This is a genomic window from Pseudomonas sp. PvP027 (assembly GCF_017833005.1).
In the GTDB taxonomy this organism is placed as follows: domain Bacteria; phylum Pseudomonadota; class Gammaproteobacteria; order Pseudomonadales; family Pseudomonadaceae; genus Aquipseudomonas; species Aquipseudomonas congelans.
In genome coordinates this window covers 738105-752908 of sequence record NZ_JAFIBK010000001.1, presented here as the reverse complement: position 1 = coordinate 752908, position 14804 = coordinate 738105, and the positions used below count along the sequence as shown (strand labels likewise).

The 14804-nt window shown below is 59.9% G+C and carries 11 protein-coding genes; 9 read left to right on the top strand and 2 right to left on the bottom strand.

Features of this window, described 5'->3' with window-relative positions:
• Positions 1-179 precede the first annotated feature (179 nt).
• Both sfnG and JOE33_RS02810 read left to right on the top strand, forming a co-directional pair.
• A complete protein-coding gene (sfnG, locus tag JOE33_RS02815; protein ID WP_010433415.1) occupies positions 180-1280 on the top strand; it encodes a dimethylsulfone monooxygenase SfnG in 1101 nt (366 codons plus the stop codon).
• Between the two features lie 320 nt (positions 1281-1600).
• Positions 1601-3193, top strand: coding sequence for a sensor domain-containing diguanylate cyclase (locus JOE33_RS02810; RefSeq protein ID WP_010433412.1), 1593 nt, complete (start codon positions 1601-1603; stop codon positions 3191-3193).
• A 42-nt stretch (positions 3194-3235) separates the two neighbouring features.
• Here the strand turns inward: JOE33_RS02810 and JOE33_RS02805 are convergent, their stop codons facing one another.
• Both JOE33_RS02805 and JOE33_RS02800 read right to left on the bottom strand, forming a co-directional pair.
• Positions 3236-6358 (bottom strand): efflux RND transporter permease subunit, encoded by a 3123-nt coding sequence (locus tag JOE33_RS02805; RefSeq protein ID WP_187626003.1) that lies wholly within the window; start codon positions 6356-6358, stop codon positions 3236-3238.
• A 33-nt stretch (positions 6359-6391) separates the two neighbouring features.
• Positions 6392-7552, bottom strand: a complete 1161-nt coding sequence (locus JOE33_RS02800) for an efflux RND transporter periplasmic adaptor subunit (RefSeq protein ID WP_025991001.1) — start codon at positions 7550-7552, stop codon at positions 6392-6394.
• Positions 7553-7731: 179 nt separating this feature from the next.
• Between JOE33_RS02800 and JOE33_RS02795 the strand changes: the two genes are divergently transcribed.
• From JOE33_RS02795 to JOE33_RS02765, 7 genes are all read left to right on the top strand, one after another.
• Positions 7732-8283 (top strand): LacI family DNA-binding transcriptional regulator, encoded by a 552-nt coding sequence (locus JOE33_RS02795; RefSeq protein WP_003317850.1) that lies wholly within the window; start codon positions 7732-7734, stop codon positions 8281-8283.
• A gap of 174 nt (positions 8284-8457) precedes the next feature.
• Positions 8458-9063: an SCO family protein gene (locus JOE33_RS02790; RefSeq protein ID WP_003424002.1), complete on the top strand. Its 606-nt coding sequence runs from the start codon at positions 8458-8460 to the stop codon at positions 9061-9063.
• Positions 9057-9551, top strand: a complete 495-nt coding sequence (locus JOE33_RS02785) for a copper chaperone PCu(A)C (protein ID WP_025991000.1) — start codon at positions 9057-9059, stop codon at positions 9549-9551. The genes JOE33_RS02790 and JOE33_RS02785 overlap by 7 nt, the downstream gene beginning before the upstream one ends.
• A gap of 421 nt (positions 9552-9972) precedes the next feature.
• On the top strand, positions 9973-10785 hold the full coding sequence (locus tag JOE33_RS02780; protein WP_010437168.1) for an energy transducer TonB: 813 nt from the start codon (positions 9973-9975) through the stop codon (positions 10783-10785).
• A gap of 130 nt (positions 10786-10915) precedes the next feature.
• Positions 10916-11644, top strand: a complete 729-nt coding sequence (locus JOE33_RS02775) for a MotA/TolQ/ExbB proton channel family protein (RefSeq protein WP_010437171.1) — start codon at positions 10916-10918, stop codon at positions 11642-11644.
• 1 nt (position 11645) lies between these two features.
• The gene (locus JOE33_RS02770) at positions 11646-12047 is read left to right on the top strand and encodes a biopolymer transporter ExbD (protein WP_004412667.1); all 402 of its coding nucleotides are present in this window, start codon (positions 11646-11648) and stop codon (positions 12045-12047) included.
• Between the two features lie 282 nt (positions 12048-12329).
• Positions 12330-14738, top strand: coding sequence for a TonB-dependent receptor (locus tag JOE33_RS02765; protein WP_209924032.1), 2409 nt, complete (start codon positions 12330-12332; stop codon positions 14736-14738).
• The last annotated feature ends 66 nt before the right edge of the window (positions 14739-14804 follow it).

Below are 14804 nucleotides of genomic sequence, written 5' to 3'. Positions count from 1 at the left end.
TGCTCCGGCAACAGTGGTTCCACAGCCTGATGTGGCACGGACAGTTGACGCCGTATGTCCAGCCGTTGCAACGCTTTGATCTGCCTGTGTTTTATTGAATGGCACGGTTGCTGCTCTATGGGTATGCAGGCCCTGGTGCTTAATGCGCTCGGGAAGCTTGCAGCCAGAGGAGTACCGACATGAGCCAATCGTCCATAAAATTTGCGTACTGGGTACCGAACGTCAGCGGTGGGCTGGTAGTCAGCAAGATTGAGCAGCGCACCAGCTGGACTATCGATTACAACCGCAAACTGGCGCAGATCGCCGAACAGTCCGGTTTCGACTATGCGCTGACGCAGATCCGCTTTACTGCCGGATATGGCGCCGAGTTCCAGCACGAGTCCGTAGCCTTCAGCCACGCACTACTGGCCGCGACCGAAAAGCTCAAGGTTATTGCCGCGATATTGCCCGGGCCGTGGACGCCGTCGGTTGCCGCCAAGCAACTGGCGACCATTGATCAGCTCACCGCGGGGCGCGTCGCGGTCAATATCGTCAGTGGCTGGTTCAAGGGCGAGTTCCAGGCCATCGGTGAGCCCTGGCTGGAGCATGATGAACGTTATCGGCGCTCCGAGGAGTTCATTCGAGCGCTCAAGGGGATCTGGACTACCGACAACTTCACTTTCAAGGGTGATTTCTATCGCTTCCACGATTACACCCTCAAGCCCAAGCCGATCCAGCGTCCTCACCCCGAGATCTTTCAAGGCGGTAGTTCGCGGGCCGCGCGCGATATGGCGGCGCGGGTGTCGGACTGGTATTTCACCAACGGCAATACCGTCGAAGGCATCAAGGCTCAGGTCGATGACATTCGAGCCAAGGCTGCCGCAAACGGGCATTCGGTGAAGATCGGCGTGAATGCCTTCATCATTGCCAGGGATACTGAAGAGGAGGCGCGTGCCGTGCTCGCCGAAATCGTCGATAAGGCTGATCCCGAAGCCGTCAACGCCTTTGGTGATGCCGCGAAACAGGCCGGCCAGTCGAGTCCGGAAGGCGAGGGTAACTGGGCCAAATCCACCTTTCAGGATCTGGTGCAGTACAACGATGGCTTCAAGACCAACCTGATTGGCACACCCCGGCAGATTGCCGAGCGCATCGTGGAACTCAAGTCCGTCGGCGTAGACCTTGTGCTTTCAGCGTTCCTGCATTTCCAGGAAGAGGTCGCCTATTTCGGCCAGCACGTACTGCCTCTGGTACGCGAACTGGAAGCTGCTGTGCAACGCAAGCCTGTCGCCGAGACGGCTTGACCCCCGGCCATTCCCGACAGCCCGTCTCGTCCCTGTAAGCCGGTCGCGCTTACAGCCCGCCATAAAATCAGGCGCCACTGTGATCCAGTGTGCGCCTGCGTCCGTATGTTCAACCCCGATCAACCCATAGACAGCTCTACGTGGCATTATGATGCCACTCACTGGCATGCTTTTATCGATGCCAGGCCTTCCAGGTATGGCCGAGCACTTGCCGACAATGGCAGTTGATAGCGAAAGGATTGTCGATGGCCCCTGAGCAATCAGGTCCGGTTTTCAGAAAAACCATATGCACTGGTTCTCACCTGTTGTGGAGGCATGTTTTGAAACGCGACCTTCGGCTTGCGTCATGGCTGATCTTCGTAGTGTGCGCCTGCGTGGTGATGTTGATGGCCTGGCAAGCATGGACCGCGCGCCGCAACACTCTGGAAAACATCCAGACCAGCACTATCAATCTGGCTGGAGCGCTGAGCACCTACACGGACGGCATTTTCAAGCAAAGCGAGCTGATGCTGATCGGCCTGACGGAACGTGTCGAAAAGGACGGCGTCGGGCCTGAACAGATCGAGCGTCTCAGGTGGGTCATAGCGCGTGAAATGGGCGCGCTGCCGCAGATTGACACCGTGTCGCTGTACAACGCTGACGGGATTTGCATCTTCTCGAGCAATCCCAAAGTCATTGGCATCAACAGCGGGCAGCGCCAGTTCTTTCAGCACCATCTGCAAACACCTGACAAAACCCCTTACATCGGCCCGACGATTCGCAGCCGTGCCTCAGGCGAATGGGTCATATCGGTCAGCAGGCGCATCAATAATCCCGACGCGAGTTTTGCCGGGCTGATGGTCGCCACCATCGGTGTCGACCATCTGTTGAAATTCTATTCGGATATCAAGGTTGGACAAACCGGCATCATCAGTCTGACGTCGACGACCGGACAGCTGCGGGTGCGCTATCCCCATCTGGAGCAGGAAATCGGTCGCGACCTGTCATCGACGCCCATTTTTACCTCGAAACGCGGCCTGATCTCAGGCACGGCTCAATTCGTTTCCAGAATTGACGGCGTTGCGCGTTTTTATGCGTTCAAACGCAGTGATGTCTACCCGATCGTGACCGTTGTCGCTCTGGGCCAGAAAGAAGCCATGCTCGACTGGCTGGGCCAGACCAAGCAATCCATTCTGGTCATGCTGGTGCTGCTCGGTCTGGTGATCGGACTCGGCGTTCGTCTGATCGGGCATATTCACAGTCGCATACGCGCAGAAGACCAGTTGCTTGATTCCCAGGCAGCCCTGATCCAGCTGAACCAGCACCTGGAGTTGATCGCCTCTGAAGACAAGCTGACCGGGCTGGCCAATCGCAGACGCTTCGATCAGTTTCTGGAAGTCGAATTCAAGCGCGCCAGACGCGAGCGCAGCCTGCTGTCGTTGATTCTGATCGATGCCGATCATTTCAAACGCTACAACGATCATTACGGTCATCTGGCCGGTGACGAATGCCTGATTGCGCTGGCCCGAGTGGTCGAGCAGTTCATTCGTCGTCCCAGTGACGTCGCCGCCCGTTATGGCGGTGAAGAGATCGCGGTGGTGTTGCCCGGTACTGACGAGTCGAACGCTCGCCAGGTGGCCGAGAAGATCCTGCAGGCGATCCGTGACGAGCAGATCGAACATCCTGCCAGCCCGTTTGGCATCGTGACGATCAGCCTCGGTGTCGCGACATTCATGGGCACGGATCGACAACTCGATGAGCGTAGCCTGATCGAGCTTGCCGACCGCGCGTTGTACGCCGCCAAGTCGCAAGGTCGCAACCGGGTGAATGTGGCGTCGGAAATCGCGACCGGTACGTTGCCGGCCTGGACCCGCGTCAAGTCCTCTGCGGACGCGCAAGCCGACACGGAGCCGAGGTCGGGCCAGCGGGATTGACACTCGCCGGCCGCCTCCTGCCTATCGCTTCTCAGGCAACTGCTAGTCGTCGGCAATCTGTTGCGCATGCGGTTTGCGGCGCAGCACGGACAGGACCCAGGCGAAGAATATCGGCACCAGAACCACGCCCAGCAACGTCGCGCTGAGCATGCCGCCGATGACACCGGTGCCGATGGCGCGCTGGCTCGCTGCACCTGCGCCGGTGGCCAGGGTCAGCGGCACCACGCCCAGGATGAAGGCCAGCGACGTCATGACAATCGGCCGAAAGCGCAGCCGCGCAGCCTGAAGTGCCGCGTCGCGCAGTGAATGGCCCTGATCCCACAGCTCCTTGGCGAACTCGACGATGAGAATCGCGTTTTTCGACGCCAGCCCGATGATGGTAATCAGGCCGACTTTGAAATACACATCGTTGGGCAGGCCGACGGCCGTCACGGCCAGCACGGAACCCAGCGCGCCGACGGGTACGATCAGCATCACCACCAGCGGGATCGCCCAGCTCTCATACAGCGCGACCAGCAGCAGGAACACCACCAGCAGTGCCAGGCCGAACAGTCCGGCCGCCTGGCCGCTGGCGAGTCTTTCCTGATAGGAGAGGCCGGTCCATTCGTAACCGATGCCTTGCGGCAGCTCGGAAACGATCCGTTCGATTTCCGCCATGGCCTCGCCGGTACTGACCCCCGGCGCTGCGTCGCCGGAAATCCTGAACGCGGGGTAGCCGTTGTAGCGAGCGATCTGCACCGGGCCTTGTTCCCAGTGCGTGGAAACGAAGGCACCCAACGGCACCAGCGTGCCGCTGTTATTGGGTACGTAGAGTTTGAGCACGCTTTCCGGGGTCATTCGCGAACTCTGCTCGGCCTGTACGACCACGCGCTGCTGACGTCCGGCATTGGCGAAGTCGCTGATCACCGAGGAGCCGAAGGCGGTGGACAGGGCGTTGCTGATCGACTCGAAACTCACGCCCAGTGCCCGGGCTTTTTCGCGGTCGATGTTGAGTCGCAATTGCGGCGCTTCGGCCAGACCTTCCATCATCGCGTAGAGGATCTTCGGATTGCCGTTGGCTTCGCCGAGCAGCTTGTCGCGCGCTGCCAGCAACGCTTCACGGCCCAGGCCCGCACGGTCCTGCAGACGCAGCGAGAAGCCGCCCGAGGTGCCCAGACCGTCAATGGGCGGTGGCGTCACCGCCATCACCGTACCATCGCCGAGCCCGGAAAAATGCTGGTTGAACGCCGCCGCTTCTTCCGCCGCCGACTGGCCCTTGCCGCGTTCCGACCAGTCCTTCAGGGTCGGGAACGCAAGACCGGCGTTCTCACCCATGCCCGAGAAACTGAACCCCAGCAGCATGGTTACCGCACCCGTGGCTTCGCGGGACAGCATATAGTTCTCGAGTAGTTGCGCAGTGAGGTCGGTACGCGAACGGGTTGCACCGGGAGGCAGTTGCACGTCGATGATCAGATAGCCCTGGTCTTCCACGGGCACAAAGGACTCCGGCAGGCGCAGGTAGAAAAAGCCCAGCAGACCGACGATACCGACGTACAGCAGCATGTAGCGGCCGGCGCGCTTGATCATGCTGGAACTGACGCGCTCGTAACGGTCGGTGAACTTGCCGAACAGACGATTGAAACCACCGAAGAAACCGCGCTTTTCATGGTGCCCGGCCGGGATCGGCTTGAGCAGCGTGGCACACAGCGCAGGGGTGAACGTCAGGGCCAGGAACCCCGAGAACAGAATCGACACTGCCAGCGACAGCGAGAACTGCTGATAGATCACCCCGACCGAGCCGCCCATGAATGCCAGTGGCAGGAACACGGCGGCGAGGACCAGCGTGATGCCGAAAATCGCCCCGGAAACCTGCTGCATCGCCTTGACCGTGGCGGCGGCGGGAGAGAGGCCTTCTTCAGCCATGATCCGCTCGACGTTTTCCACCACCACAATGGCGTCGTCGACCAGAATACCGATGGCCAGCACCATGCCGAACATGGTCATCATGTTCACCGAGAAGCCCATCAGGTACATGATCGCCAGTGTCCCCGCCAGACACACCGGGACCACGATGGTCGGGATCAGCGTGTAACGGATGTTCTGCAGAAACAGGAACATCACCAGAAACACCAGCACCATGGCTTCGATAAGGGTGTAGATCACCTTGTCGATGGCCACATCGACGAAGCGCGAGGTGTCGTACGGTATCGAAAACCCGACACCTTCCGGGAAGTTGACCGACAGCTCGGTGAGCCGCTGCTCGACGGCTCTGGCCGTCTGGATCGCGTTGGCGCCCGGCGACAGCTGAACGGCACCGGCGACGGCACGCTGACCGTTCAGGCGTGATTCGAAGCTGTAATCCTGGCTGCCGACGGCTACGCGGGCCACATCGGACAGGTGCACCGCAGAGCCGTCTTCGTTGGCACGCAGAACGATGCGCCCGAACTCTTCCGGGTTGTCCAGCGTGCCCTTGACCGCCAGCGTGGCGGTCAACTCCTGCAGTGACGAGGCCGGGCTACTGCCGAAGCTGCCTGCCGGCACCTGCACGTTCTGCGCCCGGATGGCAGCATTCACATCGTCGATGGACAACCCGAAGCCCACCAGCTTCTGCGGATCGATCCACACCCGCATCGCGGCTTCGGCAGCGAAGAATTGCAGCCTGCCGACACCGTTCACCCGGCTTATTTCGTTATTGACGTTGCGTGCCGCGTAGTCGGCCAGCGCGACGGTATCCTTGTTGGCCGCGCCGTCCTTGTAGTTCAGTGTGTAGATCAACAGAAAACCGGAGCTGGCCTGTTCGACCTGCAGGCCCTGGCTGAGGACCGTCTGCGGCAAGCGTGCTTCGGCTTTCTTGATACGGTTCTGTACCTCGACCTGAGCCAGGTCCGGGTTGGTGCCCGGCACGAACGTCACGTTGATTTCCGCGCTGCCGGTCGAGTTGCTGGTCGACTCGTAATACAGCATCCCCTTGGCACCGTTAAGCTCGTCCTCGATGACGCTGGTCACCGAATCGACCAGCACTTTCGCGGATGCGCCGGGGTAGGTTGCGGTGATGGTGATCTGCGGTGGCGCCACGTCCGGGTACTGCGCCACAGGCAGAGACGGCAGCGCCATCAGCCCGGCGAGGAGGATGAATAGGGCAAGTACCCAGGCGAAGTTGGGGCGCTTGATAAAGAAAAGAGACATGGACAGTGATCCTTGATCGCGCTGAAGGCGGCTTTATTGCGCCGTGGCCTGCTGCTGTGCGGAGGGCGATTTGCGGGCGACCTTGTCGCCGGAGCTGAGCCCGGTCATGTTGCCGACGATGACCTGTTCGCCCGCCTTCAGACCTTCGGTGATCTGCCAGCGCGAATCCTGCATCGCCCCGGTTTTTACCGGGCGCGCCTCGACCGTGCCGTCCTGGGCAATCACCAGCACGCGGGCTGCACCGTCACCGGAGCGTTGAACGGCGCGCTGCGGAACAAGAATGGCGTTGCTGTCGACGCGCTGTGGTGTGCGTACCCGTACGTACATTCCGGGCAGCAGCACGCCCTTGGGATTGGCAAAGCGGGCACGCAACGAAACCTGGCCGGTGGTCCGGTCCACTGCGACATCGGTAAACAGCAGAGTGCCAGTGCTCTTGTAATCGGTGCCGTCGACACTCAGTGACAACGCGTCTTCGCCGCCCTTGGGCAAGCGGCCTTCCTGTATCGCGGCGCGCATCTGCAAGGCCTCGGCGGCTGGCTGGGTGAAGTCGGCGTAGACCGGGTCGAGTTGTTGAATGGTTGCCAGCAGCGTGGTTTCGCCCTGACCGACCAGCGCGCCCTCGGTGACCATGGCGCGGCCGATGCGGCCTGAAATAGGCGCCTTGACGGTGGCATAGCCCAGGTTCAGCCTGGCTGTTTCCACATCGGCCTCGGCCGAACGCTTCGCTGCAACAGCGTTTTGCAGTGCAGAGCGGGCCGTGTCGAAGGTCTGGCGGCTCACGGCTTCTATTTCCACCAGCGACTCATAGCGCTTGACCGTGGCCTGAGTCTCGAACAACGTGGCCTGGGTACGTGCCAGATCTCCTTGCGCCTTGGACAGCGCGGCCTTGAACGGCGCCGGATCAATCTGGAACAGCACTGCGCCGGCTTTCACGTCGGCGCCTTCCTCGAAGTTGCGGCTCAGCACGATACCGGCCACCCGGGCGCGAACCTGCGCCACACGCACCGGTTCGATACGGCCGGGCAATTCATCGACGACCGTGAACGATTCGGTGTTGACGGTAATTGCCTCTACCTCTTTGGGGGGCTTCGCTGCAGCGTGATCCTGCTGCTGTTTCTGTTCGCACCCGGCCAGGCCCAACGCTGCCAGCAGGGCTATTGCAGGCATGACACGCCAATCGCTGAAACTACTCATCATTCACCCGGCCGCAGCCCATCAGATGCTAAAGCCGCGAATGATCCACTCTGAAAGCCGATGAGTCAATATTGACTCACATGAGGCTTTAGTGACTAATTGTGTATAGGCTTTGAGAACGCAGTAAGGTTTCTGCACAATGCGCCGCCCGCCACTTATACGAGTTGAAGACGTACCCAATGGAATTACCTGCTGACGACAAATTTCTGAAGGCCCTGGCCGTTGCGCTGGTTGACCATTCCAACGGTACGCTCAAGGATATTGCTCAGGCAGCTGGCGTCAGCAAGGCGACGCTCAACCGCTTCTGCGGTACCCGCGCCAACCTCGTGGAACTGTTGCTCAATCACGCCTCGGACCTGATGAACCAGATGGTCGCCGACGCTGACCTGCAGCATGCTCCGCCACTGGAAGCGCTCCAGCGACTGGTCGACAACCACCTCATGCACCGCGAAATGCTGGTCTTTCTGGTGTTCCAGTGGCGCCCGGATTCACTCGATGAAAGCAGCGGGGGGCGCCGCTGGCTGCCTTACTCCGATGCCCTCGATGCGTTTTTCCTGCGTGGTCAGCGTGAAGGTCTGTTCCGGATCGACGTCGGTGCCGCCGTCCTTACCGAAATGTTCGCAGCGCTGCTCTCCGGGATGGTCGACGCAGAACGCCGCGGCCGTGTGGCACGCGTCGGCATGGGCGCATTGGTGACCCAGTTTTTCCTGCAGGGCGCGGCGGCACGATAAGCCAGCCTGTGCTGTTTTGTCGCATGACCTGTTGCAGCCCATGAGCGCGACGTTTGCGCGTCTGCTCATGCCTTGATACAGGATTGGCGGTATTCCCCATTGTCCTTGAGTGGTAAATTCGCCGCCTTTGAATTTGTCTGAACCCACGCGCCTTATCCTCAGAGGACGCAAGACATGACGCAACATCTGACACGCCGCGAGGTGGTCGCTGGCCTCTCGTTGCTGAGCCTTGGCCTGCTGACCGGCTGCGGCAGCTCCAATGCATTGCCGTTCAAACACGGCAAGGACATGAGCAACGAGATTGTCGGCCGCAATTTCCGGCTCAAGGATTCGCAAGGCAACGTCAAGACCCTGTCGAGTTTTCGCGGCCTCATGCCGATGATCTTCTTCGGCTTCACCCAGTGCCCTGCCATCTGTCCCACGGCGCTGGCGCGGGCCGCGCAGATCAGGAAACTGATGGGCGAGGAGGGCAAGACGCTGCAGGTGGTGTTCATTACCCTGGACCCGGAGCGCGATACGCCCGAAGTGATCGACGCCTACGTGAAGGCCTTCGATCCGACCTTTGTCGCACTGTCCGGCACGCTCGAAGAAACGGCCGCAACGGCCAAGGAGTTCGGCGTATTCTTCGAGAAGGTCCCGCTGGGTGACACCTACACGATCTCGCACACCGCCACCAGCTACGTCTACGACACCCGCGGCGTATTGCGCCTGGGGTTGTCGCACCGGCTGTCTGCCCAACAATGCACCGAAGATCTGCTCACTTTGATGGAAGTATGCTGATGACCGTTCTGATTCGTAACGTTGCAAAGCCGCTGTTGCTGACCCTTTCGCTGTTGGGCCTGAGCGCTCAGGCCCTGGCCGAAACACGCGTCGACGACGCCTGGGTGCGTGCCACCGTGCCAGGCCAGTCAGCCACTGGTGCGTTCATGCGCATCACCTCGGACACAGACAGCAAGCTGGTCGACGTTGCTTCACCTGCTGCCAAAACCGTGCAGATCCATGAGATGAGCATGAAAGGCGATGTGATGAGCATGCAGCGCGTCAACTCCGTCGACCTGCCGGCCGGCAAACCGGTGGTGCTCGATTCCGACGGCTACCACGTGATGTTCATGGGCCTGGCCGCACAGGTCAAAGAGGGCGACCAGGTGCCCCTGACCCTGACCGTGGAAGACGCCAAGGGCGTGAAGCAATCGATCCAGGTCATGGCAGTCGCCAAGTCACTGACCAGCGACGATCACAGCAGCCACGGTGATCACAGCGGCCATTGAGGCCTGCGTTATAAACCGGTCTTGTGGGAGCGAGCTTGCTCGCGAAGAGGCCGGCACAGACCCCCAGCAAACAGGGCGCTCGATGCATCGGCACGATAGTGATCTACCTGATGGCTATCGTGCCGATGCATCGAGCGTGGGAATGCCTCTCGTGACGCTCTGCGCCGCACTGCACATTCATGAGCGGACGCGGAACGTCGGCACGATAGTCTCTTCCCGTACATCCAAGCCGCATTCCGCCTGAGGCCAAGGAAGCATTCAGTCAGATCTTTATATGCATTTAGGATCTAACCGGTTAACCAAATATTCTTTTCAGGAACAAGCCTCTTTCGGCGATGATTGCCTCGCCAAATCGGCCTAAGGAAGGTGACTGATACCAACAGAACCTGGATTTTTATCATGAAAATGCAGGAGTGTATCAATGGGCAATGTCCAGACCGCAGCCAGTGCACATGACGTGCTCTGGCGCCAGACGCCGAGTGGCGACCTGGTCGATCTGGGGCGTCCTTTCCGTGCGCCTCTGGCGTTATCGCGATTGCAAAGCACCCCCAAGCCCATTCTCGGGCGACGTGAAGCCATTTTGCTCGGTGCGCTGGCGCTGGTGTTCCATGCCGCGATCATTTACTGGCTGAGCCATAAACCGACGCCCGAACTGCCGGTGGTGCCACCTGAAATTCCGCCGATGACCATCGAGTTTTCCCAGCCTGCGCCACCGGTTGTGGAAACACCGCCGCCACCCCCCGAGCCTGTCGTGCAGCCGGTGGTCGAGCCGCCGCCTCCGGTCGAGGACGAACTGGCCGTCAAGCCGCCACCGCCAAAACCGATTGCCAAACCCAAGCCACAGCCGCCCAAGCCGGTCGTGAAACCAGTGGCCAAACCGGTTGAGCAGCCGCCCGCACCTCAGGTATCGGCAGCCCCTGTCGCCGCGCCTGCGCCGCCCGCACCAAAACCAGTGACCCCGGCTTCGGCCAGTGCGGGTTACCTGCGCAACCCGGCCCCGGAATACCCATCACTGGCCATGCGTCGCGGCTGGGAAGGCACTGTGCTTTTGCGCGTGCATGTGTTGGCCAGCGGCAAGCCCGGCGAGATTCAGATACAGAAGAGCAGTGGCCGCGAGCAGCTCGACGACGCCGCGCTTGCGGCGGTGAAACGCTGGAGTTTCGTTCCGGCCAAGCAGGGCGATGTAGCCCAGGATGGCTGGGTCAGCGTGCCCATTGATTTCAAGATCAAATGAGGCTTCAAGATCAAATAACGTTTCACAATCAAACCCGGCTATTCGATTGACCTGGCGAGCTACCTGAACCAAAGGCGCATCGCGACACACTCCATGCCTTGTTCAGACTTTGTTCAGAGAGAGCTACGCCATGAACCTGATTGCTTCGCCTTTTGAATCCATCGAACACGCGGTCATCTGGCTGCTGGTGCTTTTTTCCATCGCGACCTGGGGCCTGGCCCTGCTCAAGGGGGTGCAGTTTTCACGCCTGAAGTCACAGGATCGCAAGTTCCACAAGCAGTTCTGGGCGGCATCAAGCCTGGATTCCGCCGCTCAACTGGCCCAGGAGCAGCCGGGTGCTGCCGCCCGGGTTGCGCTGGCCGGTTACGCCGCCATTCAGGTGCCGGATGGCGCGCAGGCCAATGACCTCAGTCAGTCCATCAATCATCAGGACCGCCTTGAGCGCGCACTGCGCCAGCAGATCGTTCGTGAGCGCCGTTCGCTGGAAACCGGTCTGGCCATCCTCGCCAGTATCGGCAGCACTTCGCCTTTCATCGGTCTGTTCGGTACGGTCTGGGGCATTATGTCGGCCCTCAAGGGCATCAGCGCGGCCGGTTCGGCGAGCCTGGAAACGGTGGCCGGGCCGATCGGTGCCGCGCTGGTGGCAACCGGTGTCGGTATTGCCGTCGCAGTGCCTGCGGTGCTGGTCTACAACTACTTTCTGCGACGCCTGAAACTGACCGCTGCAGACCTGGACGACTTTGCCCACGACTTCTATAGCCTGGCGCAGAAGAGTGCCTTCCGTGTGCTGCTGCATCCGGTCTTGAAGTCCGGCACTGCAGGCGCACACGCCGGGCAGAAAGTGAAGGAGGCATCCTGAGATGGCTTTTTCCACGCAAGACACCGATGAAGTGCTGAGCGAGATAAACGTCACGCCGCTGGTAGACGTGATGCTGGTGCTGCTGGTGGTGTTCATCGTTACCGCGCCGCTATTGACCAACTCGATCCCGATCAACCTGCCCAAGACCGAATCGGTCGCGCCAGTGGAGCAAAAAGACCCGTTGGTGGTGAGTATCGACGGGCAAGGCAAGCTATTCATCAACAAGGATGAAATCCAGCCGGACTTGCTGGAAAGCAACCTTAAGGCAGCCAGGGACAAGGCTCCTGACGTGCGCGTGCAATTGCAGGCGGACAATGGCGTCAACTACGGAGAAGTCGCGCGCGCTATGGCTTCCATCGAACGTGCCGGGATTACCAAGCTATCGGTGATCACTGCCAAGTAACTGAGCTGTACCACCTACAGTTTCAACGGTTTTGGGCCGCATCCTCAGGCAGGTGCGGCCCTTTTTTTGTTTGCATCGCAGGCATTTTTCAGTACTGACACAAAGGCAGGTTGTTATTCTTTATTAGTATTTAAATATTTAAATCAATGTCATTAAGCTATATCACATCGGACTACCGCAACCTCAATCAGACATCGTAATGATCGCTACCGTCCGCCGCACGGATCGCTCGTTGTAACCAGAACAGAGTTTCTGGATCAGGGATATTCAAGGGGTAGTGGTATGGGGAATTTCAAAAAAAGTGTATTGGCCACGGCGATTTTTTCAGCCAATTTGCTGAGCATCGCGGGTATCAGTGCAAGCGCTTTTGCCGCAGAAGCGACAAATGAACAAAACAATCAGGGGGCATCCACCCTGGGCACAGTGATCGTCACCGGCACCCGTGCGCAGGAGCGTACCGCCAGCGCCTCGCTGTCGCCTATCGATGTGATCTCCGGTGACAGCCTGCGCAGTTCCGGCTCCAGCGAGCTGGGTACCGTGCTGGCACGCTTGATACCTTCGATCAATTTCCCTCGGCCCAGCCTCGTGGACGGTGCGGAGCTGACACGTCCGGCGCAATTGCGTGGACTGTCGCCGGATCAGGTGCTGGTGCTGGTGCTGGTCAATGGCAAGCGTCGTCACACGTCCGCCTTCGTCAATCTGGGCGGGGCGGTCGGACGTGGTTCGGCACCTGCCGACCTGAATGCCATTCCGCTGTCAGCCATCGACCATATCGAAGTCCTGCGCGACGGTGCGTCGGCACGTTACGGGTCCGATGCCATTGCCGGGGTGATCAACATCATTCTCAAAAGCGCCGACCATGGCGGGTCGATTTCCAGCCAGTACGGCCAATACAAGAAGGGCGACGGGATCCAGCGCCAGGTGTCGGGCAATACCGGTTTTGCCCTGGGCGACAATGGCACCTTCAACCTTTCCGGTGAAGGTGCCAACAATGACTACACCAACCGTGCCGGTGACGACTTTCGAGCGTCCAGTATCGGGTCCGCTACTTACGGTCAGCAGGTGTTCCGCCAGGGTGAGCCACAGACCCACGAGGGCAAGCTGCAGTACAACGCCGAATACAGCTTCAGCGATGCGGCGGAGTTCTACAGTTTCGGGGGCTACAGCAAGCGGCGTGGCGAAACCGCTGCATTTTATCGGCCGAGCAATGCCTCGAACAACATTGCGGCGATTTATCCCAACGGCTATCTGCCGCTGATCAACGGCACGCTCGAAGACACTTCGCTGGTCGCTGGCCTGCGCGGTGAACTGGCGTATGACTGGCACTACGACGTGTCCGCCAACTATGGCAAGAATTCCTACGAGCTGCGCACCAAAACAATCAACATCTCATTGGGGCTGAACACGCCGCGGTCGTTCGACAACGGCACGCTGACCAATGATCAGAAGCAACTGAGCCTCGACCTGTCCAGGGAATTCGATGCAGCGTGGTTGCCTTATCCGGTATCGGTTGCGTTTGGCGCGGAATACCTGCGTCAGGGCTATCAGATCGAGGCAGGGCAGGCGGAGTCGTATTTCCAGACCGGCAGTTCCGGGCTGGGCGGTTTTCGCGCGGCGGATGCAGGCAGTTACTCGCGGCACAACTTCGCCCAGTACCTGGACCTGGAAACCCATCTGACCGAGGAACTCGGTGTGTCGGCTGCCGTCCGCCACGAGGACTACAGTGATTTCGGTTCCAATGTCAGCGGCTCGCTGTCGGCGCGTTACGATTTCACTCCGCAGGTGGCTTTGCGAGGCAGCGTATCGACAGGCTTCCGCGCGCCTTCGCTGGCGCAGCAGAACTTCACTTTCACGTCGTCGCAACTTATTGGCAACACCATCCAGGAAGCGGGCACGTTTCCGGCCGGCAGTAACGTTGCGCAGCTGTTGGGCGCCGAAGACCTCAAGCCCGAAAAGTCCCGCAATTACAGCCTGGGCCTGGTACTCCAGCCGCTGGACAGCCTGACCGTGACCGCCGACGTCTATCGCATCGACATTCAGGACCGTATCTCGCTGTCCTCCAATCTGGTGCTCAATAACACCGCCATCAATTACCTGCGCAGTAATGGCGTGGGCGATATCAACTACACCAGTGCCCGCTATTTCACCAACGCCACTGACACCAGCACAGATGGCGTCGATCTGGTAGCCAATTACCGCTACCAGTTCGACAACGGCGTGCGCTGGAACAGCACGCTGGGGTACAACTACAACCACACCAAAGTTACCGACGTGAAGGCCAATCCGGCGATTCTCGATCAGTTGGGGGTGAACCTGATGCGGGTAGACCGCAGGGAGCGCATCGGTTTGCTGGGCGACACCACGCCGCAACACAAACTGACTCTGGGCAATGACCTGAACTTCGGCAACTGGGCGTTGCACTCCAATCTGGTGCGTTACGGCGAGTTCACCAGCTATCAGGCCGACAAGGTCAACGACCAGACCTTCAGCGCCGCCTGGCTGCTGGATCTGGCGGTGGACTACACCCTCAAGAACTGGGTCTTCACCCTGGGCGGCGACAACGTCACCGACAAGTACCCCGAGAAGCTCAACGACTTCTCCTCCAGCGGCGGCAACCTGGCCTACAGCACATTCTCGCCCTACGGGTATAGCGGCGCTTATTACTACGGCAAGGTGACGTATAACTGGTAGCGCGATTTGCCGCTGACTGTCGCTCCAATGCGTTGCGTTTGCATAAAGCTTGTGACGCTGCAACAC